Origin of the sequence: Arthrobacter glacialis, assembly GCF_002909445.1 — a bacterium.
Taxonomy (GTDB): Bacteria; Actinomycetota; Actinomycetes; order Actinomycetales; family Micrococcaceae; genus Specibacter; species Specibacter glacialis.
Genome location: NZ_PPXC01000006.1, coordinates 112,042 through 136,091, shown reverse-complemented (window position 1 = coordinate 136,091; position 24,050 = coordinate 112,042). Strand labels below are relative to the sequence as shown.

The following is a 24,050-nucleotide window of genomic DNA, read 5'->3' as shown; positions in this document are numbered from 1 at the left end:
TCCTTGGCGGATTGGGTAAGAACCAGTATGCGCCTGCCAAGAAGACAAAACAAGGGCCGGACCCAAATTACTTTAGTGTAATTTGCTCCGGCCCCGTGCTGCACAAATTACCCGAACTGGGGGTCCTCGGTGCGGCTGCGCTTGATCTCGAAGAAGAACGGGAAACTGGCCAACGTGACGGTGGCGTCCCACAGCTTGCCGGCTTCCTCACCGCGCGGGATGCGGGTGATGACAGGGCCAAAGAACGCCGTGCCGTTGAAGGAAACAATGGGTGTGCCCACGTCCTGGCCCACCTTGCTGATGCCATCGGCGTGGCTGGCGCGCAGCGCCACATCGTAAGCATCTGTGGCGGCTGCTGCTGCGAGTTCGGCGGGCAGGCCCACCTCGGCCAGCGACTTGGCGATGACGTCAGCCATGTCCGTGTTGCCATTGTTGTGGATCTGGGTACCCATGGCGTCGTACAGCGGCTTGATGACCTGCTCCCCGTGCTCTTGCACGGCCGCAATAATGACACGAACCGGGCCCCATGCCTTATCCATGCGCTCCCTGTACGCCTCGGGCAGGTCCTGGTTGTTTTCATTGAGCACCGAAAGGCTCATGACGTGCCAGTCAACCTTGATGTTGCGGACTTGCTCCACCTCGCCAATCCAACGTGAGGTCACCCAGGCGAACGGGCAGGCGGGGTCAAACCAAAAATCGGCGGCTTCAGGGGCAACTGCAACGTTCTCGGACACGTTAAATCTCCTAGGTGGTTCGTGGATTCAAAAGGCCATGAGGGCAATGAGCCCATAGTTCCAACAACCAGAATGGCCACGGGTCTATTCCGCAGCAGCAGGGAGCGCCTTAGGCTGACTTGTTCCTGCGCTTGGCGGCCACTTCATGAGGGATCAGCGTGGGCTCCGATTTCTTCCCGACGACGTCGGCAGTGATCACCACGGTGGCAATATCCTCACGGCTGGGCAGGTCAAACATGACCGGCTGGAGCACTTCTTCCAAGATGGCACGCAGGCCGCGGGCTCCGGTGCCACGCACCAGCGCCAAATCGGCGATGGCCGTCAGGGCCTCGTCGTCAAACTCAAGGTCAACGCCGTCGATCCTGAACATTTTTTGGTACTGCTTGACCAGCGCGTTCTTCGGCTCCGTCAGGATCTGAATCAGTGCGGGGCGGTCCAGCTGGGTGACGGTGGTAATGACAGGCAGGCGGCCAACGAACTCCGGGATCAAACCAAATTTGAGGAGGTCCTCGGGCATGACGTCGGCGTAGCTGGCCTCCGTCTGCTTGAGTGCACTGAGCGGGGCACCAAAGCCGATGCCTTTCTTGCCTGCGCGTGAGCCGATGATTTCTTCCAAACCGGCGAAGGCACCGGCCACAATGAACAACACATTGGTGGTGTCGATCTGGATGAATTCCTGGTGCGGGTGCTTGCGGCCGCCCTGCGGCGGTACGGAGGCAACTGTTCCTTCAAGAATTTTCAGCAGAGCCTGCTGCACGCCCTCACCGGAAACGTCACGGGTGATGGAGGGGTTCTCGGACTTGCGCGAAATTTTATCAATCTCATCAATGTAAATAATGCCCTGCTCGGCCTTCTTCACATCAAAATCGGCCGCCTGGATGAGCTTGAGCAGAATGTTCTCAACGTCCTCACCCACATACCCGGCCTCAGTCAAGGCGGTGGCGTCGGCGACGGCGAACGGAACGTTCAGGCGTCGGGCCAGGGTCTGCGCCAGGTAGGTCTTGCCGCAGCCGGTGGGGCCCACCAAAAGAATATTGGACTTGGCGATCTCGACGTCATCGTGGACGCCGCTGGAAATGGTGTTGCTCTTGACGGCGTGCCCGGACTGAATGCGCTTGTAGTGGTTGTACACGGCAACGGCCAACGACCGTTTGGCGGGTTCCTGACCAACGACGTATTCCTGCAGGAAGTCAAAGATCTCCCGAGGCTTGGGCAGGTCGAAGGCGTCCAGATCGGCTACTTCTGCCAGTTCCTCATCGATAATCTCATTGCATAATTCAATGCATTCATCACAAATATAGACACCGGGGCCGGCAATGAGTTTGCGAACCTGTTTCTGGCTCTTTCCACAAAAAGAACACTTCAGCAGATCGGTGCTTTCGCCCATCCTGGCCATCGATGTGTCCTTCCGCGAATAACCCGCCGGGGGCGTTGTTATCTCTGAAACTCTATTCGTTGCCGGCTCGTGCCGGAAACGTCCTACAAGCTAAGTTCTACTCTAATCCACGCCATGGACATTGAGTGGAAAGCAAACGCCGGAACAAGGGAATGTCGTGTCCCCTGTCCCGGCGGTTGTCCCCACGGAATCTAGCGTGTGATCGCTGGTGCCTTCATCTTGCGCGGCGCCAATACTTCATCGATCAGACCGTATTCCTTGGCCTGGGCGGCCGTAAGAATGTTGTCACGCTCAATGTCATTGCTGACCTGCTCCGGTGTGCGGCCGGACAGATCCGCCAAGGTGTTCTCCAGCCATTCACGCATGCGCATGACCTCGTTCGCCTGGATCTCCAGGTCAGAAGCCTGGCCGCCCTGGCCGCCAGAGAGTGCCGGCTGGTGGATCAGCACGCGGGCGTTGGGCAGGGCCAACCGCTTGCCGGGGGCACCGGCCGCGAGCAGCACGGCTGCTGCGGAGGCAGCTTGGCCCAGGCAGACGGTCTGGATTTCCGGGCGGATGAACTGCATGGTGTCGTAAATGGCCGTCATGGCCGTGAACGATCCGCCGGGAGAGTTGATGTAGAGGGTGATGTCACGGTCAGTGTCATCGGCTTCCAGCACGAGAAGCTGAGCCATGACGTCGTCGGCCGATGCGTCATCAACCTGGACACCGAGGAATATGATCCGGTCCTCGAAAAGCTTGGTGTACGGGTCCTGGCGCTTGAAGCCGTAAGGTGTGCGCTCCTCGAACTGCGGGAGCACGTAGCGGCTGGAGGGCAGGTTGCCGGCAGTGTGGCCAAAAGCTGTGCTGCCAAAGTTGTAAGTCATGATCGGTTGCTCCTGAAATCTTAGTTTCTCTTTGGCTTGCTTTACTTGGCGTTGGTTCCGCCGCCACCGGCAACGGTTCCTGCGTGACGGGCGATCTTGTCGAAGAAGCCGTATTCCAGAGCCTGCTCGGCCGTAAACCACTTGTCGCGGTCGTTGTCGATGAGGATCTTCTCAACACTCTGGCCGGTCTGCTCTGCTGTCAGTTCAGCCATGACCTTCTTCATGTGCAGGATCAATTCGGCCTGGATCTTGATGTCCGACGCAGTTCCGCCAATGCCGCCTGAAGGCTGGTGCATGAGGATGCGTGCGTTGGGTGTCGCGTAGCGCTTGCCCTTGGTGCCCGAGGAGAGCAGGAACTGTCCCATGGAGGCGGCCAGGCCTGTGGCGACCGTGACGACGTCGTTGGGGATGAACTCCATGGTGTCGTAGATGGCCATGCCGGCCGTCACCGAGCCACCGGGTGAGTTGATGTAAAGGTAGATGTCCTTTTCAGGATCCTCAGCCGAGAGCAGCAGCAGCTGCGAGCAGATCAGGTTGGCGTTGTCATCGCGGACCTCTGAACCCAACCAAATGATGCGTTCTTTGAGCAGGCGGTTGTAGATGTACTGGTCCGAACCGGACGGGTCCGCGCTAGCCATCGTGGGGGTGGTGTGCTGTGCCATGGTGGGTTTACCTCTCCTTCGTGCGGTCCGCCGGGCGAGCCCAACGTAACCATCACTAATGTTCACTACTTGGACAGTAGCCCTTTTTGGCGGCGCTTTGGCGTCCATCAGTACACTGTTCGCTGTCGGCGCACGATACCCGAAGAGGGGCGGTCGGCGGGAATAAACCGGGGCCGTGGACCCAGCTTTCGGAGTAGTTGGGTGAGGGCAGAAAAAAACCGTTGCCGGCTCCTTCGAGAAGGAACCGGCAACGGTTGGAAAAACTATTTACCCCTGAACGGGGAGCACACTAGATGCGAACTTCGCCCGGATCAGTAACTGCTGTGGGCTCAATGACGTCATCTTCGGTGGTCTCGTCTTCATCGGAAGCAACCGAGACAAAGTCAGTCAGGTCTACTGCAGCGCCAGCGGAATCCTTGACGGATGCCTTGGCCAGAACAGCTGCCAGAGCCTTGCGGCGGCGAACTTCGCCAACAATCATGTTGACCTGGCCGGAGGAGTCCAGCATCTGAGCGAACTGGTTCGGGTCCATGCCGTACTGGCTGGCGGAGGAAACGATGTAGTCGATCAGTTCAGCCTGGCTGACGCTGATCTCTTCCTTCTCAGCGATCGCATCGAGGATGATCTCGTTGCGGAAAGCCTTCTCGGTGTTTTCCTTGACCTCGGCGCGGTGCTCGTCGGTGTCGTGCTCTTCGGTGCCGTGTGCGTTCTCAGGCTTGAAGTGCTGCTCCAGCTGATCAGCGATCACGGAATCAGGAACGGGAACCTCAACGAGCTCAACGAGCTTCTCGAGGACCTTGTCACGAGCTTCAACGCCCTGCTCAACAGTCTTGGACTCGGCGGCCTGCTTGGCCAAGTCTTCCTGCAGTTCAGCGATGGTGTCGAATTCGGAAGCCAACTGAGCGAAGTCGTCGTTTGCCTCGGGCAATTCGCGGACCTTCACGGAGGAAACCTTGACGGTGACCTGTGCTTCTTCACCAGCGTGCTCGCCACCGGCAAGCTTGGTGTTGAAGATTGCTTCTTCGCCGGCGGAGAGGCCTGTTGCTGCCTCGTCCAAGCCGTCAAGCATGTTGCCTGCACCGATCTGGTAGGAAAGGTCGGACGCGGAGTCAACCTCTTCGCCTTCGATCTTGGCGGCGATGTCGATGGTGAGGAAGTCATCCTCGACAGCCGGGCGGTCAACAGCGATCAAGGTGCCGAAGCGGGCGCGCAGCTCGTCCAGTGCCTTGGTGGTGTCGGCGTCGTCAGCTTCAACAGCTGCAACCTCAACCTCGATGCCCTCGTAATCAGGCAGTTCGATCTCGGGGCGGATGTCGAGTTCAACGTGGAACTTGACGACACCGTCGGTGCCTGTGGGATCGGGAACCTCGGTGATTTCAACCTCGGGACGGCTCAAAGGCACGAGCTTGTTCTCGACAACAGCTTCCTGGTACCAGCCGTTGAGGCCGGAGTTGATGGCTGTTTCCAGAACGTAGCCCCGGCCAACGCGCTGGTCGATCAACGAGTTGGGGACCTTGCCCTTACGGAAGCCAGGCACCTGGACCTGCGTACCAATAGTCTTGTAAGCCTCTTTAATGCTGGGCTTCAATTCCTCAAAAGAAACCTCAACATCGAGCTTTACCCGAGTAGGTGTGAGGTTTTCGACAGCGCTCTTCACAGCGTGGTACTCCTGATGGTCTGTTGATGGATATATTGGCCCAGCACATGGGCAGTCACTGACCAAACGTGAACCGGATAATGCTGAAGTCGGGGCGACAGGACTCGAACCTGCGATTTCCTGCTCCCAAAGCAGGCGCGCTAGCCACTACGCTACGCCCCGTAGTTGCCCGGAACAGTCTACGGGCAAAAGTTCTCAGATGCACAATCGGCACTCCCCCGCGCGCCGTTTGCCTGTTTTTGCGTACGACGGCGGCTGCCTAGGTTTCGCTTTCACCGCACCCGCCACCAAACCCTCTCGCAGTATTGGTGCGATTTTGCCCAACGTTCTTGCAGCCAACCGCAGCCCCTTGCTTATGCGCCGTCGTGGCGTCCAGCACTGCGTAGAGCCCAGGGAAATGGACGGCATGAAAAAATCCCCGGCCGACTGGCCAGGGATTTCGTTTATTTGGAGGGGGCGACGGGAATCGAACCCGCGTCATTAGTTTGGAAAACTAAGGCTTTACCATTAAGCTACGCCCCCGAATTTTTCGGCTTGCGGCCGAACAACTCCGTAACAGTATCAACCATTTTGCCGGTCCTGCAAATCGACGGACGGCTGCCTTGAAAAATGCCGCCGTTCCCGCATTTTGCCGCAGGTGTACGGGCGGCAAAATGCGGGAACGGCGGCATTTTCACACTCAGTCGCCTTGGCAGGCCGGGCACCAATACATCTTCCGGCCGCCCAGCTCCTTCATGGCGATTTCAGTGCCGCAATGCCGGCAGGGCAGGCCCTCACGCTTGTACACATAGTGGGCATCCTCTACCGGGACGTCCTGGTTGGGGCGCGATGGCGTCGCTGCGACAGAAGTTGCGCCTGAACCCGCGTGACCCACGTCGACGCCAAGGCCTGATGGCCGGTCAGACAGCTCGGTGGTGATGATGCGGCCGTCGCGCACACCGTCGGCCATGATGAGCGCCGTGTCATCCCAGAGCGCCTGCGCCTCCTCGCCCTGCAAGCTGGTGCCGGGGAGCATCGGATCAAGACCCAAACGGAACAGGACTTCTGCCCGGTAGACGTTGCCCACGCCGGCCAGGACATCCTGTTTCATGAGCTGCCCGGCGATACTGGTGCTGCTTTTGCGGATCCTGCGAACAAACTCCGCGGAGTCACTTGGGCCGTTGTTTAGGGGATCGGGGCCCAATTTGTTGCGTGCCGCGATCGCTTCGGCCGGTGTGACCACTTCGCAGGCGGTGGGGCCGCGCAGATCAGCCCAGCCATGCTCCGAGACCAGCCGGACACGCACCGCACCCTTGGGTTCCGGAGGCCCGGCGTAGTCCCCACGTCCTCCCCGATCGTCATCGGCGACTTCCTGCTCGCCGATGCGCCGCGGCGCACCAATGCTGGAGGCTCCTGCAAAGGTGGAGTCGCCGCCAAAATCCCACGCCCCGTAGAGGCCAAGGTGCACGCGCATCACCAGATCGTGCGAAAAATACAGGAACATTTGCTTGCCGTGGGCTTGTGCAGTGTCCAAGACGTGCCCGTCAATCTTCGCGGCGCCAGCGGCAAACTTCCCCTGCGGGCTGGAGACGGCCAGCCTGGCCCCACCAAAAACGTCTTGGAACTGCCGGGCCAAACGGTGCACTGAATGGCCCTCAGGCATGGCTTCTCCTAGGCATGACGATCAGACATGGCGGTCGGAACAGGACGGTCGGAACAGAGTGGCCCCCAAATGCGGGAGCCAAAAAGCTAGTCGACGACTTCGCCGGTGGTCTCGTACGTGGCGATCTTACCGATGCGGCGCACGTGGCGCTCGGCGTCGCTGAACGGCTCGGCCAGGAAAGCTTCGATGATCTCCGTGGCTTCTTCAACACTGTGCTGGCGGCCGCCCACGGCAACCACGTTGGCGTCGTTGTGCTCGCGGGCCAACTTTGCCGTGGAAAGGTTCCACGCCAGTGCCGCACGGACGCCCTTGACCTTGTTCGCGGCAATCTGCTCGCCGTTGCCGGACCCGCCCAGCACAATGCCCAGTGCGTCAACGCCGGCAGCCTGGTCGGCAACCACTGCGAGCGCTGCGTTGATGCAGAAGGAGGGGTAGTCGTCCTCGGCGTCGTAGGCCTGTGGGCCGTGGTCAACCATGTCGTAGCCCTTGGCGGCCAAGGCTGTGATGAGGTGGGCGCTGAGCTCCATGCCGGCGTGGTCTGTTGCGATGTGAACGCGCATGAGGATTCCTTCGTCTGTGCGGGTGATTACGTCACGCTCAAGCCTACCCATGACGGTGCCACGTCCGGGACCGGTCAGTGCTGGCCCGGCGCCTTGCCCGCCCGACGGTTCAGGATCTGTGCCAGATCGTCGGCAATGTCCAGGTCCGGGGCACTGACAACCACTGTCCCGCCGTCACTTTGGCGAAGTACGACGGCGGCGCCCGAGTGTGTCAGGAAGGTGGCGGAGCCGCTGTGCTTGCGCAGGCCCCACCCTCCGTAGTCCTTGGCAACGATGTCCAGCGAAACCGCCGCATCCAGCCCTTCGCACGGTGCGATTAGCACGGGCACCAATCCCAGCAGTTTCACGCTCAGCTGTGCCCTGTCCACTTCCACGGTGGCACAGAGCATGCCAACTACGAGCAAGGCAAGCACGGCGGCTGCGACGAAGATCCAGGGGTTGATCAGGGCCAGAAACGTTCCCGGCAGGATGCCTGTCAGCAAGATCATGATGACCACAGAACTACGGGGGTGCAGGAAGTAGGCCAGCTTGTCATTGCTGGCTGCTGGATCCTTCGCGGCCTCCAACGCCCGCGCCATGGCCCTGTCATCGGCGGCGCTCCACTGTTCAACAGGTTTGAAGGTCATGGAGAGCACCACCCCCATGGCGGCAGCAAGACCGCACCCCATGAGGAGCACAAAGCCATCCACGCGCACTGGGGACAACCCGCCTTGTGCCCCTTGGCCCAGAAGTGTGGCCACGAAAAGGGTAAAGACCGCCAATTGCAGCGCCACGGCAACACCCAGGAGCACGCGCCGTGCAGTGGAAGGCAGGGAAATGCGGGCTCCCTGGCTGCCCAGACCGGCACCCAGCAGCAAGATCAGCGCAACCCCTATCCCCAGGAACGTCGGAACCGGCAGGGGGCTGCCTCCCAAGGGCGGCACCACACCATGGGGCAGCTGTGCCCTGATGAGGAAGCCGCCAAGGAGCAACGCTGCGGAGAGCAGCACGGCAAAGACGATGGCAAACCGCAACGCCCGCGCGTCCATGCGCCGCTCGTGCGTGGTGCCCTCTCCGCTGCCGTATCCCATGGCTTTAGTTTTTCACTGTTCCGGCAAGGACGTAAGCGTTAATGAGCGCGGCAGCTTCGCCGGCTGTTTCGGCATGGGGCATGGAGATAACAAACGTTTGGTGGAACCCGGACTTAATGACCACTGCCGGGCCATTGCCCATGATGAATCCAACGCTGCCGCCAGTCATCCTGTAGCCCCAGCCGCCGAAGTCCATGGCCTTGATATCCTCCACAGAAGCGGCACGTACTTCTTTCCATTGCAGCGGCATGACCTTGACGAACCCGCCAGCCAGCACCTTGACGCCGTCGGGCCCTATCACCACTGTGCCGTGGCAAAAGATCCACAGGATGGCGGCCAGCACCACACCCAGCAGGGCAAGAGCCGGGAAGATGAAATATGTACTCAGTGCCGTGATTGTGCCAACACTCAGACTCAGCACCCAGCTCCACGCACCCATGGACACCTTGATCTGCAGGGTTTCCCCACGCGCGGCCTGTGCCGCCGCTAGGGCACCGGCTGAACCGGCTGAACCGGCAGTTGCGGCAGCTTGATTGGCCGCCACCACCTCGGGGCTTTGCTCGCGGTCCACCTCGCCCGGCTTGTACAACCACGCTGCCACGCAGCCACCAAGGAACGCCAGCCCCACACCAACGGCCATGACAGGAGCACTAAGTTCGGCTTTTGACGTGTCCACAATGTCGAGCTGCCCCGCAACGACCGCTACGGACAGCGCCACCAGGCCCACGCCAAAAGCCACCCCGCTGCCCACGCCAACGCGGGCCAACAGCAGGGACTGCGCACGGAACAATAAGGCCAGCGGAGCAATGAACGCGCCCAGGGCGCCCATGCCCACAGCCATCAACACCGTACTCGCCAGGGACATCCAGCCGTCCACCTCATTCTTGGCGTTCCAGTGGGAGGCCAGCTCAGCCGGCAGCCTGTCCGCCACCGTGAGCATCCACACCGCGGCCAGGACTCCCAGCAGCAATGGCCCCACGATCAGGCCAATCAACCACTGCCGGTTGTACGTTTTCTCCGCCTCAACACCACGCACTTGCTCCCCCACGAAAAACGGCCCACCTTCAGACAATCGATCTAGTCATCCCATCAGGGCGCTAACAGCCCCCTGCCAACCCTGCCCGAAGCGCTCGCACTGATCAAATGCGGCCATGTTCCCGTCCCGGCAGGCTCAGGAGCAGTAACGTATAAGAATCACTTCAATGTGCCGCCGGACATGCTCACACAGGGTCCGCGGCCATGCTCCACCCACCCAATGAATGGAAGGCAACACCTTGCCTGGTATGAATTTGACCCGCGCCGAAGCCATTGAGCGTTCGGCCACCCTCACCGTCAAAAGCTATGACGTGACACTTGATCTGACCACCTCGGACACCATCTTCGCCTCCACCACCACGGTGGAGTTCAGTGCAAAGGAGGGATCGGCGTCGTTCATTGACGCCGTCACCGCCGCTGTGCACCAGGTGACCCTCAACGGCGTCGAGCTGGACCCTGCACAGGTGTCCGACGGCGTCCGCATCCAACTTCCGAACCTCGCCGCCGAGAATGTACTGACCGTCAAAGCCGACGCGCTGTACATGAACACCGGCGAGGGCCTGCACCGATTTGTGGACCCCGTGGACGGCGAGGTGTACCTGTACAGCCAGTTTGAGGTGCCGGACAGCCGCCGCATGTTTGCCGTGTTTGAACAGCCTGACCAGAAGGCAGCGTTCACCTTCCACGTGACCACGCCTGCGCACTGGGACGTCATCTCCAACTCCCCCACCCCTGCCCCGGAATCCGCTGGAGAGGGCAAGTCCAGCTGGCATTTTGAGCCCACGCTGACCATGTCCAGCTACATCACGGCGCTGATCGCCGGACCCTACGCGAGCGTTCGCAGCGAACTGACCAGCTCCGATGGCCGCATCATCCCGCTGGGCGTGTTTGCGCGGAAGTCGCTCATGGAATTCATGGATGCGGAGAACGTGTTTGAGCTGACCAGGCAGGGCTTTGAGTTCTTTGAGAAGCAGTTCGGCACCCCGTACCCGTTCCCCAAGTACGACCAACTCTTTGTCCCCGAGTTCAACGCCGGCGCCATGGAAAACGCCGGCGCCGTCACGTTCCTGGAAAGTTACGTGTTCCGTTCCAAGGTCACCGACGCCATGGTGGAACGCCGCGCCATCACCATCTTGCACGAGCTGGCCCACATGTGGTTTGGCGATCTCGTGACCATGCGCTGGTGGAACGATCTGTGGCTCAACGAGTCCTTCGCCGAGTTCATGTCCACCCTGGCCGCCGCCGAGAACACCAAGTACGTGGATGCGTGGACCACCTTCTCCTCGCTGGAAAAGAGCTGGGCCTACCGCCAGGACCAGCTGCCCTCCACCCACCCCATCAAGGCAGAGATCAATGATCTTGAGGACGTGCTGGTCAACTTTGACGGCATCACCTACGCCAAGGGTGCCTCCGTTCTGCGCCAGCTGGTGGCCTGGGTGGGCCAGGAGGAGTTCATGGCCGGTGTGCGCGCCTACTTCGGCAAGCACGCCTGGTCCAACACCGAGCTGCCGGACCTCATGGTGGAGCTGGAAGCCGCCAGTGGCCGCGACCTGTCTGCGTGGACGGAGAAGTGGCTTGAGACGGCTGGCGTGAACACCTTCAAGCCTGCTCTTGAAGTGACGGACGACGGCGTCATCACCTCGTTTGCGATCCTCCAGTCCGCCATTGCCGAGCACCCCACGCTTCGCCCGCACCGCACAGCCGTTGGCTTCTACAACCTGGCAACTGACGGTGAGGACACTGGCAAGCTGGTCCGCACCCACCGGGTTGAACTCGATGTGGACGGGGCCGTCACCTCGGTCCCCGAGCTGGTCGGCATGAAGCGCCCGGCGCTGATTCTGCTCAATGACGACGACCTCGCCTACGCCAAGATCCGCCTCGATGCCGCCTCGCTCACCACGGCCAAGACGCACTTGCAGGACTTCAAGGAATCGCTGCCCCGGACACTCGTCTCCGCGTCCGTCTGGGACGCCACGCGCGACGGCGAAACCCCCGCCCGCGAATATGTCGAGTTTGTGTTGGCCACGATTGGCCTCGAATCCGATTCGACGGTCATCATGGTGCTGCTGCGCCAACTGGCCACCGCACTGAGCCTCTACGTTGCCCCCGGGCACCAGAAAGCCACGGCCGTTGCTGCCGCCGATTCCCTCTGGGCGCTGGCGCAGTCGGCAGGCGCGGGCTCCGACGCTCAACTGCAATTCGTCAAGGCTTTTGCCGCCCACGCCCAGTCCGGTGAGCAACTGGATCTGGTCCAGTCCTTGCTGGACGGGGACCAGGAACTGGATTCATTGACGCTGGACACCGACATGCGCTGGGAATTCCTGACCTCCCTGGCGGCCGGCGGCCGGGCACCTGGTGCTGTCATTGACGCCGCCCTGGCCTTGGACAACACCCAGACCGGCCAGCTCGCGGCAGCCACGGCACACGCTGCCATCCCCACAGCCGAGGCCAAGGCTGCGACCTGGGAGTCCGTCGTCGTACAGGGTGATGCGGCAAACTCGATTCAGCGCGCAGCCATCGGCGGGTTCACCAAAGTTTGGGATACAGCCCTGCTGGAACCGTACGTGGCTGCGTACTTTGCCTCAATTGAGCGGGTGTGGGCGGAGAAGTCTTACGAGATCAGCTCCACCATCATCACTGGGCTGTACCCCTCCCAGCTTGTCCAGGAATCCACGGTGGCGGCCACGGATGCGTTCCTGGCTGCGTTGGGCGATTCAACGCCGGCATTGCGACGCTTGCTGGTGGAAAGCCGGGACGGTGTGGTGCGGGCGCTGAAGGCGCAGGCAGCGGACCACTAGTCCCCTGGATCCCCGCAGATAAAACGCCTCCCGCGGCCAGCAGTTTTTGCCGGTAGCGGGAGGCGTTTTGCATGTGTTTATTTACGCTTCCACAGCCGCGGAAGCGGTGAAAACTATCGTGCCCAAAAGCCTACCGCCGCAGCGGATTCAGGGGTAGCTTCAGGGCATGAACTCGCTATCTTTGAGGAAGTTGGCCGCGCGCACAGGCGTAGCGGCGTTGCTGAGTCTGGGGCTCATCGCGGGAGTAGCCGGAGTACCGGCCACAGCCCAATCGGCACCGCCTGTCAACTACACAGTGATGGGCGATTCCTACTCTGCAGGAACGGGCGGCGGCGCTGAGGTGCTGCCCTGTCTGCAAAGCCCCAACGGCTACGGCAACGCCTACGCGGCCGCAACGGGCAAAGTCATGCTCAACCTTGCCTGCTACGGCGCCAAGACCGAAGACGTCCAGACCAACCAGGTGCCACTGATTCCCACCACCACCAAACTGGTCACGCTGACAGTGGGCGGCAATGACATTGGCACGGGAGATGTCTCTGCGGCTTGCCTGGCAGCACCGGAAAGCGCCGTCTGCACGGCGGCGTTGAAGGCTTCGCTGCAGAAATTGACGCTGCTGCCCGGCAAGATCAAGTTGCTGGTCAAGGCCATCAAGGCAAAAGTCCCGTCGGCGAAGATCGCCTTTGTGGGCTATCCGAGACTGTTTGAACCAGGCAACATGGCCCAACTGGGGTACCCTGCCGATCAAGTTAAGACAGCCAAGCTGATGAATGGCGCCGCGGACCTGCTCAACACCACCCTCGCCATCTCGGCACTGAGCAACGGTGCACGCTATGTTCCCGTCGCGTGGGCCTTTGCCGGCCATGGGATCCCCTCGGGACCTGCACAGTGGATTGTGGGGCCAGGCGAAGCAAACCCGTTTGTGTTCCACCCAAACGCTGCCGGATACGTGTCCGGATACACTTCAGCCCTGAAGGTGTTCCTGTAGGGGGCAAGCGCGTAGCCTCCTTGGGCCTTTCGAGGTCCCTTGGGAGTTAGGCTTGGCACCATGGCTTTGAACCTTCACCACTACGAGGTAAATGTTTTTTGGACGGGCAACCGGGGCACCGGGACATCCGCCTACAGGGACTACGGCCGCGACCACAGCGTCACGGCCGTTGGCCTGCCCACCCTGCTGGGTTCCGCCGACAGAACCTTTCACGGGGACCGTGAACGGTGGAACCCCGAGCAGCTATTGGTCACTGCGCTCTCGCAGTGCCACATGCTCTCCTACCTTCACGTTGCTGTCCTGCACGGCGTGGTCGTCACCAAGTACGAGGACACCGCCACCGGCACACTGATACTGAACCCCGATGGCAGCGGCCAATTTGAATCGGTAACCTTGCACCCGCGGATCGCCGTGGCCGATCCCGCCACGGAAGAGTTGGCGTTGAGCCTGCATGCCGAGGCTGGCGCAAAATGCTTCATTGCCCGCAGCGTCAACTTCCCCGTGCACCACGTGCCCGAAGTGCTTGCGCCCACACAGGACTGACTCCCGCGCGTGACCGCGTTAGGGTGGAAGGGTTCCCCCTGTCCCCCACAGATGCAAGGTAAACACAGCGTGCAAGGTATTGGAAACATTGACAACCCCGGCGACAACCTCTGGGACAACCTGCTCGAGGCAGGCATCGCGATAGTCGTTGGACTGCTGGTCTGGGTGGTTCTGCACTATTTCATCCGGATCCTGCTCAAACATGCCAAGTCTGATCGGGCCCCGATGGGCCAGACGTCCATGCGCTGGGCCGCGCCCATGCTGCGCGGCATAGATCCGATGATTCGCGCCCTTGACCATGAGCGCCGCGTGCAACGGGCCCACACCATTGGCACCTTGTTGAATTCAATCCTGACGAGCATTGTTGTCGTGGTGACGGGTTTCTACCTCCTGCTGGCCTTTGGGGTGAACATCGCCCCGCTGCTGGCCAGCGTGGGAGTGGTGGGCATTGCTGTTGGCTTTGGCGCCCAGCAGCTGATCCGCGATTTCCTGGCCGGGATCTTCATCACCATCGAGGACCAGTATGGGATTGGCGATGTCATCCAAACCAGCGAGGTCATTGGCACGGTTGAATACCTGGGCCTGCGCATCACCCGCGTGATGGCCGAGGACGGCACGCTGTGGTACCTGCGCAACGGTGAAATCCTGCGTCTGGGCAACCGTTCCAAGGGCACCTACCAGGAACCGGCGCCAGAACCCGAGGCGCCCGACTCCCCCAGCACCCCGGGCAACGGTGCCGCGCCGGCACCGGGGCTCGTTCCGGCGCCGTCCACGCCCTTGACCAACGAACCCTCAGAATCTTCAGAATAGAAAGCGCATCAACGCCATGAGTTCCGAGCACAACTTTTCAGCTTCCAACACCGGTGGCGCCGCAGGGAACAATCCCGCCGGCACCCCCCTTCCGCCCAGCTTTGGTGAACCGCGGCCACGCACGCTTCCCCTTCTCACCACCATGGGACAGCAGCTGCCCGCCGGTCCTGTTCAGGGAGTTGAGGAAGCGGAACCGGCCGACTACTCTGACACGTTCTACGGCCAGATTGGCGGGCATGAGACGTTTGCGAAGATCATCCATGTGTTTTACCAGGGCGTTGCGGCCGATCCGCTGCTGCGGGCCATGTATCCCGAAGAGGACCTGGGCCCGGCAGAGCGCCGCATGCTGATGTTCATTGAGCAGTACTGGGGAGGTCCGCGCACCTATTTGGAGGAACGAGGACACCCGCGCCTGCGCATGCGCCACGTCCCGTTCGCCGTGACTCCCGAGGCACGTGACCATTGGCTGGCGGCAATGCGCAAGGGCGTGGACGCAGCGGAGCTCTCCCCCCTGCATGAGGCGACGCTCTGGGACTATCTGGAGCGGGCGGCGCACTCACTGGTCAACTCCGCCTAGAATCCGGCCCCGCGAACGGGCAGTAGTTGTTGATGTTTAGCGGCAACATCAACAACTACTGCCCGTTCGGCAGGCGGATTGGGCCGGTTTGGGGCGGACGGTTAGAGCACTGCCTTGGGGCGGACCAGGATGTGGCCGCGGTTGGTGCTGATGCGCAGCCATTTGTGGGAGCGGAAAATGGTTCCGGATTCGCCAGGTGCCACAAAGCCGAGGGCGTAGGCCGCAAACGCCGCGCCACCGGGAACATCGCCGGGCACCGCGTCCATGGGCCGGCCCCACACCGAGGCGCGAACATTGTTCACTAGCAGGGCACCCGGATTTACTGGGATGATCTGGCCAATTTCCTGCACGCCTGCTTTTGCCACAGCAATCAGGGTGTCGGCGGAGACAGTGGCCACCTCCTCCCATGCACTGCGGGGTGCGCTTACGGCAGCCCACGATTCGTTCACGGTCATGGGCGGAACGGGCAGCCGGACGTCGTCGTTGTCCATGCGGGCCAGTCGGTCGGCCACCGAGGACAGCGAGACTGTGACATCAACGTTCGACGCCGAGGCCAACCCCATGGTGCGCAGGCCAAGAATGGTGGGGGTTCCTTCGCCCAGGAGCTTGGCACGCATGACGCACACATAAGCCGCGAGGACGTGACCTGCCCCCTGAAGCCGGATGGCGCCGTCGTCCGCGGCACGGGCTCGGGTCACAAAGGTGCGCAAATCGGCGAGGGTTCCGGCGTCGGCCAGGACCAGTTCATCGGTGTGGGTGGCGGTGGACATCAGTGGGTTCCCTCAATTGTGGCGGCGGGGCGGGCGGGGCTGCGTTTGAACGGCACGGGGTCCCCTCGCCACGCCTCGAGGGCGCTGCGCTGGGGATCGGTGAGCCGGACCGGGCGGCCGGTGCTGCGTGAAACCAGCACCATGGAGGTGGCGGCCTGGGCGTAGATGACTGAGGTGTCGGCCTCGGTGACCGTGTAGCCGAAGTCGAAGCTGGAGCCGCCAATGTTGGTGATCCAAATGTTCACGTAGATCGGTGTGGGGCGGAAACTGATGGGGGCCAGGTATTCGATTTCATTGCGGCCCACCAGGGTGAACAGGTCCTGGCCCACCAGGTCCTGGAAGGTGCCTCCGCCGGGCAATTCAGAGTAGGTCAGCTGAACGCGGGCATCCTCCAAATACTGCAGGAAGACAACATTGTTGACGTGGTCGTACGAGTCAATGTCGCCGAAACGTATTTGCTGGGAGATCTGGATGCCTGATGCCATGCTTTCATCATGTCAAAGCCGCAGGGGCGCCACCAATCGAAGTTGGCAAGGTCACAGCAAAGCCGCCCGGAGCGGGCTGATTCATGCCCGAAAGACCATTTGTCGCTACGGCCCGCGGACACATAGAGTCACGTTTATGAATGCGAAGCCACCAACAGCTGACCCCATGGAAACCCTTCTGCGCATCTTGGAGCTTTCCGACGCCGGCGGAGCTCAGACAGATGAAGATATTTTTGTGGGCCTGGGCAACGCCAACGCGCCACAGCCGCGCCTTTTTGGCGGCCAGGTTCTGGCTCAGTCGCTGGTTGCCGCCTCACGCACGGTGGGCAGCGAACACTTGATGCACTCCATGCACGGGTATTTTCTGCGCCCGGGCGACGCCGCCTCCCCCATCACCTTCGGCGTTGAGCGCCTGCGGGACGGCCGGTCCTTCTCGGCCCGCCGGGCGCACGCGTACCAGGGCGGCGCGCCCATTTTGTCGATGATCGCCTCATTCCAGCGTCCCGACCAGGGCATTGAGCATCAGGACACCATGCCCGAGGGCATCCCCGCCCCTGAAACGCTGCCGACGTCGGCCCAGTTGTTGGGTGCGATCGACCACCCCGTGGCCCAGGCGTGGGCGTACGAGCGCCCCTTCGACATCCGTCATGTAGGGGCCAATATCTACTTTGACGTCAAGGGCGAGAAAGTGGCGCATCAGGCCGTGTGGCTCAAAACGCTGGGTCCTATGCCGACGGATCAGAATCTGCACCGGGCCGCCCTTGCCTACGCCAGCGACTACACGCTGCTGGAACCGTCCCTGCGCCGCCACGGCATCAGCTGGGCCATGCCGGGGATCAGTGTGGCCAGCCTGGACCACGCCATGTGGTGGCACCGCCCGCTCCAGGTGGACGACTGGCTGCTCTATGTAGCCGAATCCCCCAGCGCTTCCGAGGCCCGCGGGCTGAACCTGGGCCGCTTCTTCAACCGCGACGGCGTACTGGTCGCCACAGTTGCCCAGGAAGGCATGATGCGAGTGCCAGAAGGTACGCTGGCGGACTAACTGTTCGGTTCTTGGGCCGTCACGGGCACGCGTTGACCCGCCAACCGCCGTGACTGGGCAGATAATGCCGCTATGACATTTTATAGCGGCATTATCTGTCCAGTCAGAGCAGCCAAACCGCGCAATCCAGCCCCTAGACCAAGAATGGCCGGTCCCCTTGAAGGGACCGGCCATTCTTCATGTACTTCTAGTCGCGGGTCAGGCGGCGGTGTGTGACGCGGTGCGGACGGGCCGCATCGGCGCCCAGGCGCTCAACCTTGTTTTCCTCGTAGGAATCGAAGTTGCCCTCGAACCAGTGCCAGTTGGCCGGGTTCTCATCGGTGCCTTCGTAGGCGAGGATGTGGGTGGCCACACGGTCCAGGAACCAGCGATCGTGCGATACCACTACGGCACAGCCGGGGAATTCCAACAGTGCATTTTCCAGGCTGCTGAGGGTTTCCACGTCAAGGTCGTTAGTGGGCTCATCCAGAAGCAACAGGTTTCCACCCTGCTTCAGGGTCAGCGCCAGGTTCAAGCGGTTGCGCTCACCACCGGAGAGCACACCCGCCTTCTTCTGCTGGTCCGGGCCCTTGAATCCAAAGGCTGCAACATAGGCGCGGGAAGGCATTTCAACGTTGCCCACCTGGATGTAGTCAAGACCGTCGGAAACAACTTCCCACAGGGTCTTGTCCGGGTCGATGCCGCCACGGCTCTGATCGGCGTAGGAGATCTTAACCGATTCGCCCACCTTGAGGTTGCCGCCGTCGAGCTCTTCAAGGCCAACAATGGTCTTGAAGAGCGTTGACTTACCAACACCGTTCGGGCCGATGACGCCAACGATGCCGTTGCGGGGCAAAGTGAAGGAGAGCCCGTCGATCAAGACGCGGTCCCCGTAACCCTTCTTGAGGTTCTCGGCTTCCAGAACGATGCCACCCAGGCGCGGGCCCGGCGGAATCTGAATTTCTTCGAAGTCGAGCTTGCGCGTGCGGTCGGCCTCGGCAGCCATTTCCTCGTACCGGGCAAGACGAGCCTTGGACTTGGTCTGGCGGCCCTTGGCATTGGAGCGAACCCAGTCAAGTTCCTCGGTGAGGCGCTTGGCCTGCTTGGCATCCTTCTTGCCCTGGACTTCCAGACGAGCGCGCTTCTTCTCCAGGTAGGTGGAGTAGTTGCCCTCGTAGGGGTAGAGCTTGCCGCGGTCAACCTCGGCGATCCATTCCGCGACATGATCGAGGAAGTACCTATCGTGGGTCACGGCGAGGACAGCGCCGGCGTAGTTCTTCAGGTGAAGTTCGAGCCACTGCACGCTCTCGGCGTCCAAGTGGTTAGTGGGCTCATCCAGAAGCAGCAGGTCAGGCTTCTGCAGCAGGAGCTTGCACAAGGCGACGCGGCGGCGCTCACCACCGGACAGGACGGTGACGTCGGAGTCTCCCGGCGGACACTGCAGTGCGTCCATGGCCTGCTCCAGCTGGGAGTCGATGTCCCAAGCGTCGGCAGCGTCAATTGCTTCCTGCAGCTTGCCCATCTCTTCAAGGAGGGTGTCGAAGTCAGCGTCGGGGCTGGCCATCTCCTCAGAGATCTCGTTGTAACGATTGATCTTTGCGTAGATCTCACCAACGCCTTCCTGGACGTTGCCCAGGACGGTCTTTTCCTCATTCAGCGGCGGCTCCTGGAGCAAAATGCCCACAGTGTAGCCGGGGCTCAGGCGAGCCTCGCCGTTGGAGGGAGTGTCCAAACCAGCCATGATCTTCAAAATGGTCGACTTACCTGCACCATTGGGTCCGACGACGCCAATCTTGGCACCCGGGAAGAAGGACATGCTTACGTTGTCAAGAATGAGTTTGTCGCCAACAGCCTTGCGGGTGTTGGACATCGTGTAAATAAATTCCGCCATACCCCCAAGGCTAGTGGGTGCAGGCGCATATCTCACATTCGCTACGACATTAGTGAGCAAGGCGTCATCGACGCCGAGTCAGGTGGTGTGTGGATTAGTGGATGTCGCCGACGAAGCAACGCCCGGATGCCAGCACTGGAAGAACCATCACTGCGACATTGCCATCGCGCACCTGGCCAATGACGCACTCCTCGGCTACACGCGTAGCGGACTCAACTGCATCAACGGCAAGGCCTGTGGGCGTGATGTCAACGGAAAGCTCAACCTGCTCCTTGACGGCACCGGCCTCCAGCATGGCTGCCAACATTTGCTCACGGTTGGGAGCCTTGGTAACGGTGGCCAACTTGGTGAGTGAGGCCTTCACTTTGTCCGAGAGCTCCTGCGCCGCAGAAAGTGGCTCGGCGGGCTTGGCTGGTGGCTTTGCGACGTCCTGCTCAGCCGGAGCTGCAGTGCTTGCGGCCGGTTTGGGTTCCGTGCCCTGATTGCCCTGATTGCCCGACGGCAGTAAGGAGCATCCGCCCAGAGCCATGGAAGCAGCCAGTAGGACTGATACTCCGACAGCACGCCCATTCAAACGACGGGCTGCTGGCAAGTGGCGGGGTGTCATCTTTTCCAAAGTCACCACGCCATTCTGCCATGACCGGCTACGCGCTCGTCCATTTCCCCTAGAAGGGCACGTCTTCTTTAATGAGCTCACCCGTGGACGTATTGACTACCTCACCGTCTTCCGTTGCTTCCTGATCGTCCGCGAGGGCTGCAGGATCCTCGGTGTCTTCGGAACCCTCGCCTTGATCGTCACCATCGTGGGTCGCATTGTCCGGCCCAGGATCTTCGTCGTGAAAATGGACCACCTCCGCTCCACCGCCGGAGGTGAACCTGCCCGCGGCGGAGGGATCGGCGTCGGTCCCGGAATAGTCTCGGCCTACAGGATGGGCGCTGGCCACGCGAATGTAGTGGGCGGTGCCAAAGAGAAGGTCCGGCCCAATGGTTTCGGCCACGATCTCCACATTGGTGCCGGGCGTTCCGTCCTTGCGCAGGAAAGTGCTGATCTTGAGCTTGCCCACGACAATGATGCGGTCGCCCTTGTGGATGCTTGCCGCCGCATTCTGGGCCAGTGCGCGAAAAGCGCTGACGCGGAACCAGTTGGTGGGCCCATCTGCCCACACATTGGTGATGGGATCGGGGCGGCGCTCGTTGGAACCCATGCGGAAATCCCCAACAACCAGGCCTGCGGGCGTGGTGCGCAGCTCGATCCCTGTCGTTGCGAATCCTCTGATGGTGATTGTGTTGGCCATGGCAATACCTCTCTCTAGGCCGCAGCTGCGGCGGTGATCCCTTGCATCCAGCAAACGCCTTTGCCAAGGCCTGAACCAGTGGGAAAGCGGGAATTGTGGACGGATTGGCAGCTGGCTGGGCCTGTGGAGGAAGAGATAAGTCAATAAACCTGATAATTTAGATCCGGCCAGTCTTTATGGCCGCGCCTCGGTAGCTCAGCGGATAGAGCAGGAGCCTTCTAATCTCTTGGTCGTGGGTTCAATTCCCGCCCGGGGCACAATGTGATGTCGCGGGACATAGTTCCCACAATGTCCCGCGACATCGTTCTCACTTCATGTGAGTACAAAATAGTTACACCTCGGTCTTCGGATCGGGGTGTTTCTTTTTGCCGTCTGGCAAGCCTGGAGGCAGCATGGTCTCTTGCCTGTCATCGCTGGTGATACGGCCCTGGGGTCACACCATGCTTGCCCAGAAACATCCCCCTGCCATGGGGCGCTGGCACCGGTGAGGGCCCATGACGATTGTGCTTATTCTCCGATCGACATGGTCGGAAGTATGTCGCGAGACAGCGGGGAAGTATCACCTGGGAACTATGTCCTGAGATCACACACCGCCCGGGGCACAATGTGATGTGTCGCGGCATACTTGACAGAAGCTCTCTCCTTCGGGAGGGAGCTTCTGTTATTTTTTGGGTTGGTAGCTTTTGCTGGCGTCGATGGTGTGTTCTGCAAGGAGTTCGCCGGTGAGGGTGTCGGCGAGCATGACTTCGGTTCCGGCGATGAGAATAATGACGTGTTTACCCTTATGGGCTCGTCCAATGGCTAGATGGCGCATCGTGCTTTCGTAGCGCAGGCTGACCGTGCCAACGTCGTCAATTTTGTCGTAGCGAACCCGCCAGTGACGTTCACTTGATGCCATTGGTGCAGCTTTGGGCAGTGAGGTGTAACCCTCGGTCGGTGTCTTGCGGCCCAGGGCCCGGTGCGGTCGTTCTTGGTTGTAGATGTGTTGGAAGCGTGCCAGTTGCTGATCAAGGTCGTAGCAGCTGTCTGCTGGGGATTGCTGGGCGAGTCATTTCTTTAGTGTTTGGTGGAAGCGCTCAATTTTCCCTTGGGTGCGCGGATGATAAGGCGAGCCGTTCTTTTGGGTGTTCCCTAACTTTTTGACTAGGTATTCGAAGGCGTTCGGCCCGCCTTTACCGTTGGCGAAGCCGGTGGTGTAGACCATGCCGTTATCGATCAGAGTCGAGGCCGGATACCCGTATTCCTGGGCCGTGGCGGTGAGCGTGGTGGTCACTGTCACCCCGGAAACACGCGGATGGGTGCTGATGTGGAGCAGGTAGCGGGAGCAGTCATCAAGCCAGGAAATGACCTCAACGTCGATGCCCTCTGCCAGCGTCCAGTGGGTGACGTCGGACTGCCAGGTCTGGTTGGGTTGCGCCGCTTCAAAGCGGTGCCATGACGATCGTGGTCTTTTCTGGGGTTGCGGCACCACAAGGGCTGCGCTGCGCAGGATCCGCCAGATCGTGGAAACCGCTGGAGGATTGATGCCTTGGCGTTGGAGTCTGTCAGCGATGGATTCCGCACCAGCATCCAGTCCTGCTGTCTCCAACTCAGCTCTCAGGGTACGAATCCTGCCTCGGACGTCCTCAGAAACGGTGCCAGGATGATGGCTGGGGCGTCGCGACCCGGGTTCCAACCCTGCCTCACCACGTTCTCGGTAGCGGGCCAGCAACACGTACACCCACTGCCGGCTGACGTGGAAGCGACGGGCTGCTTCACTGGGCGTCAAGCCCATCTGAAGCACGGCGAGCACGATGACACGATTCTGATCCACGGATGACATTACCCATCATCGAAGCTGTCAACGATGTCCCGACACATGAGTCAACGATGTATTGAAATCACACACCGCCCGGGGCACAAAAGGGCCTCTGACCTGCGAGTTTACCCCAAAGATCAGGACCTCTGAGGGGTAAAAAATGCCCCAACTCATCTAATTCAGCAGAATTTTCCTGAGTTTCTGGTCATCTTTTTCAGCCCGTGACACTCATCTTTTTACGATTCAGTCACAAAAAGTGTCTAGGTGCCGCGGCTCTCACTCTCCCGAACACGGCCGGACAGTTTCGGGCAACAGTAGGGCCTTCGATCGTCCCAGTATCGGGCTCCACAAGGTTCACTTTGACCTTGGCGCCATCCGTCTTAGCTTCGCATCCACTGCACTCGGCGGTCAGGTGTTCATTGGTATTGGGCCACGGGCTGCAATGGACAAGTACCTCCGGGGCGTCCACGCAAGCAAAATCAACGGTATCGAAACGTCAGCGTTCAAGGTGAGCTACGACGACGTACCAGGACCTGCAGTACCAAATCCACCAACAGAGCAAGGCTTTTGGGCTGAGTCTGCTTCCGGAGCCGGCACGCAGCAAATCACCATGGATTTGCGCAGTGGTGTCTGGGTCGTTGTAATCATGAACGCGAACGCCAATGCCAATGTGAACACGCAGGCAGGTTTCCCCTCAGAATTGTTTGGAGCCTTCACGGCTGCCTCTTTGATTGGCGGCATGGCATCCCTGATCCTTGGTGCGGGTTGATTGTCATAAGAGCCATCGGTCTGGGCCGACGAGTCCCGTCGTCGAAGCTAGGACACGGGGGGGAGACAAGTTGCAGAACCCACTGAATTGAGCCTCATGCCCGCAGAGGAGCCCCCAACATCTTGGCAAGGACGACGGCGAGTCTCCCCACCAGAGTTGTGCCGAAGGGACACTATCCTGCAAGGCTCTCCTGACAATTGGACCCACAGTTGTCTCGCGGGCTGTGGTTCGCCGTCTTTATCACTACGACTATTGGTGGCTTCGCAATTCTCTTCACAAGCCGTTACCCGGGGTCTCTATTCAACTTCACCGTCGGCGTCCTGAGATGAAACTGGCGGGTGACGTCATACGCCTACTCGGCCCTAGCCACGAACTCGTTCTGGTCAAATGGTGGCTGCAGATCCCGCCTCACCTGCTGATATTTGCCATATTCGCCACTGCCGCACGGTCGCTGCCACCCTCGCCACCGCAGCAACACGGGATCCAGAGAGGGAACACCTACCCAGACACCCCTGGCGATAGCCGGAATTGAACCTCCAATCAGCCGATGTACAGCGCTATAGCCGTCAAGTAATCTCGCGGACTCATTCGCCTAGTGCCCACCATAAGACGATGTCCTGGAGCTCAGCTGCGAATGTTGCTGCCCCGGATCGCACCCAGTAGCGCCGCACCCAACCTCAGCCTCC

General features: G+C 60.8%; 22 protein-coding genes, 3 tRNA genes and 1 pseudogene. 8 read left to right on the top strand and 18 right to left on the bottom strand.

Annotated elements, in window-relative coordinates; translation table 11 throughout:
- Positions 1-107: 107 nt before the first annotated feature.
- From CVS27_RS09565 to CVS27_RS09515, 11 genes are all read right to left on the bottom strand, one after another.
- Positions 108-734 (bottom strand): mycothiol-dependent nitroreductase Rv2466c family protein, encoded by a 627-nt coding sequence (locus CVS27_RS09565; RefSeq protein ID WP_103465508.1) that lies wholly within the window; start codon positions 732-734, stop codon positions 108-110.
- Between the two features lie 109 nt (positions 735-843).
- A complete protein-coding gene (gene clpX / locus CVS27_RS09560; RefSeq protein WP_103465507.1) occupies positions 844-2,130 on the bottom strand; it encodes an ATP-dependent Clp protease ATP-binding subunit ClpX in 1,287 nt (428 codons plus the stop codon).
- Positions 2,131-2,321: 191 nt separating this feature from the next.
- On the bottom strand, positions 2,322-2,996 hold the full coding sequence (locus tag CVS27_RS09555) for an ATP-dependent Clp protease proteolytic subunit (protein ID WP_103465506.1): 675 nt from the start codon (positions 2,994-2,996) through the stop codon (positions 2,322-2,324).
- Between the two features lie 41 nt (positions 2,997-3,037).
- Positions 3,038-3,658: an ATP-dependent Clp protease proteolytic subunit gene (locus CVS27_RS09550; RefSeq protein WP_103465505.1), complete on the bottom strand. Its 621-nt coding sequence runs from the start codon at positions 3,656-3,658 to the stop codon at positions 3,038-3,040.
- Positions 3,659-3,947: 289 nt separating this feature from the next.
- Complete coding sequence (tig, locus tag CVS27_RS09545) at positions 3,948-5,315, bottom strand: trigger factor (RefSeq protein WP_103465504.1); 1,368 nt, start codon at positions 5,313-5,315, stop codon at positions 3,948-3,950.
- Between the two features lie 89 nt (positions 5,316-5,404).
- Positions 5,405-5,477, bottom strand: a tRNA-Pro gene (locus CVS27_RS09540).
- 286 nt (positions 5,478-5,763) lie between these two features.
- Positions 5,764-5,837: transfer RNA gene (locus CVS27_RS09535), tRNA-Gly, on the bottom strand.
- 157 nt (positions 5,838-5,994) lie between these two features.
- Positions 5,995-6,957, bottom strand: a complete 963-nt coding sequence (locus CVS27_RS09530) for an Fpg/Nei family DNA glycosylase (protein ID WP_103465503.1) — start codon at positions 6,955-6,957, stop codon at positions 5,995-5,997.
- Between the two features lie 86 nt (positions 6,958-7,043).
- Positions 7,044-7,517, bottom strand: a complete 474-nt coding sequence (locus tag CVS27_RS09525; protein WP_103465502.1) for a ribose-5-phosphate isomerase — start codon at positions 7,515-7,517, stop codon at positions 7,044-7,046.
- 74 nt (positions 7,518-7,591) lie between these two features.
- On the bottom strand, positions 7,592-8,587 hold the full coding sequence (locus CVS27_RS09520) for a hypothetical protein (RefSeq protein WP_103465501.1): 996 nt from the start codon (positions 8,585-8,587) through the stop codon (positions 7,592-7,594).
- Positions 8,588-8,591: 4 nt separating this feature from the next.
- Positions 8,592-9,635, bottom strand: coding sequence for a DUF1648 domain-containing protein (locus tag CVS27_RS09515; protein ID WP_133162909.1), 1,044 nt, complete (start codon positions 9,633-9,635; stop codon positions 8,592-8,594).
- Positions 9,636-9,870: 235 nt separating this feature from the next.
- On the opposite strand from CVS27_RS09515, the gene pepN reads away from it, so the two are divergent.
- From pepN to CVS27_RS09490, 5 genes are all read left to right on the top strand, one after another.
- Positions 9,871-12,420, top strand: a complete 2,550-nt coding sequence (gene pepN, locus CVS27_RS09510; RefSeq protein WP_103465499.1) for an aminopeptidase N — start codon at positions 9,871-9,873, stop codon at positions 12,418-12,420.
- A 166-nt stretch (positions 12,421-12,586) separates the two neighbouring features.
- Positions 12,587-13,405, top strand: coding sequence for an SGNH/GDSL hydrolase family protein (locus tag CVS27_RS09505; protein WP_103465498.1), 819 nt, complete (start codon positions 12,587-12,589; stop codon positions 13,403-13,405).
- Between the two features lie 60 nt (positions 13,406-13,465).
- Positions 13,466-13,948 carry an OsmC family protein gene (locus CVS27_RS09500; RefSeq protein ID WP_103465497.1) on the top strand — a complete coding sequence of 161 codons (483 nt, stop codon included), beginning with the start codon at positions 13,466-13,468 and terminating at the stop codon, positions 13,946-13,948.
- A gap of 78 nt (positions 13,949-14,026) precedes the next feature.
- Positions 14,027-14,758 (top strand): mechanosensitive ion channel family protein, encoded by a 732-nt coding sequence (locus tag CVS27_RS09495; RefSeq protein WP_243400128.1) that lies wholly within the window; start codon positions 14,027-14,029, stop codon positions 14,756-14,758.
- 142 nt (positions 14,759-14,900) lie between these two features.
- On the top strand, positions 14,901-15,335 hold the full coding sequence (locus tag CVS27_RS09490) for a globin (protein WP_103465623.1): 435 nt from the start codon (positions 14,901-14,903) through the stop codon (positions 15,333-15,335).
- Between the two features lie 101 nt (positions 15,336-15,436).
- Here CVS27_RS09490 and CVS27_RS09485 read toward each other — a convergent pair whose 3' ends face one another.
- Positions 15,437-16,105, bottom strand: a complete 669-nt coding sequence (locus CVS27_RS09485) for a DUF8185 domain-containing protein (protein WP_103465495.1) — start codon at positions 16,103-16,105, stop codon at positions 15,437-15,439.
- Entirely contained in the window at positions 16,105-16,590 is a 486-nt protein-coding gene (locus CVS27_RS09480; protein ID WP_103465494.1) for an acyl-CoA thioesterase, read from the bottom strand. Before CVS27_RS09480 ends, CVS27_RS09485 begins: the two co-directional genes overlap by 1 nt.
- Before the next feature lie 136 nt (positions 16,591-16,726).
- Between CVS27_RS09480 and CVS27_RS09475 the strand changes: the two genes are divergently transcribed.
- Positions 16,727-17,632 carry an acyl-CoA thioesterase gene (locus CVS27_RS09475; RefSeq protein ID WP_103465493.1) on the top strand — a complete coding sequence of 302 codons (906 nt, stop codon included), beginning with the start codon at positions 16,727-16,729 and terminating at the stop codon, positions 17,630-17,632.
- Positions 17,633-17,819: 187 nt separating this feature from the next.
- Here the strand turns inward: CVS27_RS09475 and ettA are convergent, their stop codons facing one another.
- The 3 genes from ettA to CVS27_RS09460 form a co-directional block, all read right to left on the bottom strand.
- Positions 17,820-19,502: an energy-dependent translational throttle protein EttA gene (gene ettA, locus CVS27_RS09470; RefSeq protein ID WP_103465492.1), complete on the bottom strand. Its 1,683-nt coding sequence runs from the start codon at positions 19,500-19,502 to the stop codon at positions 17,820-17,822.
- A 94-nt stretch (positions 19,503-19,596) separates the two neighbouring features.
- Positions 19,597-20,124: a DUF6993 domain-containing protein gene (locus CVS27_RS21255; protein ID WP_243399803.1), complete on the bottom strand. Its 528-nt coding sequence runs from the start codon at positions 20,122-20,124 to the stop codon at positions 19,597-19,599.
- Positions 20,125-20,167: 43 nt separating this feature from the next.
- The gene (locus CVS27_RS09460) at positions 20,168-20,797 is read right to left on the bottom strand and encodes a single-stranded DNA-binding protein (protein ID WP_103465491.1); all 630 of its coding nucleotides are present in this window, start codon (positions 20,795-20,797) and stop codon (positions 20,168-20,170) included.
- A gap of 184 nt (positions 20,798-20,981) precedes the next feature.
- Between CVS27_RS09460 and CVS27_RS09455 the strand changes: the two genes are divergently transcribed.
- Positions 20,982-21,054, top strand: a tRNA-Arg gene (locus CVS27_RS09455).
- A gap of 404 nt (positions 21,055-21,458) precedes the next feature.
- Here CVS27_RS09455 and CVS27_RS21740 read toward each other — a convergent pair.
- Positions 21,459-21,824: pseudogene (locus tag CVS27_RS21740) on the bottom strand (integrase core domain-containing protein); the annotation flags it as partial.
- Between the two features lie 21 nt (positions 21,825-21,845).
- Entirely contained in the window at positions 21,846-22,610 is a 765-nt protein-coding gene (locus tag CVS27_RS21030) for a helix-turn-helix domain-containing protein (RefSeq protein ID WP_207767490.1), read from the bottom strand.
- Positions 22,611-23,037: 427 nt separating this feature from the next.
- Between CVS27_RS21030 and CVS27_RS09445 the strand changes: the two genes are divergently transcribed.
- On the top strand, positions 23,038-23,364 hold the full coding sequence (locus tag CVS27_RS09445; protein WP_103465490.1) for a hypothetical protein: 327 nt from the start codon (positions 23,038-23,040) through the stop codon (positions 23,362-23,364).
- Positions 23,365-24,050 lie beyond the last annotated feature (686 nt).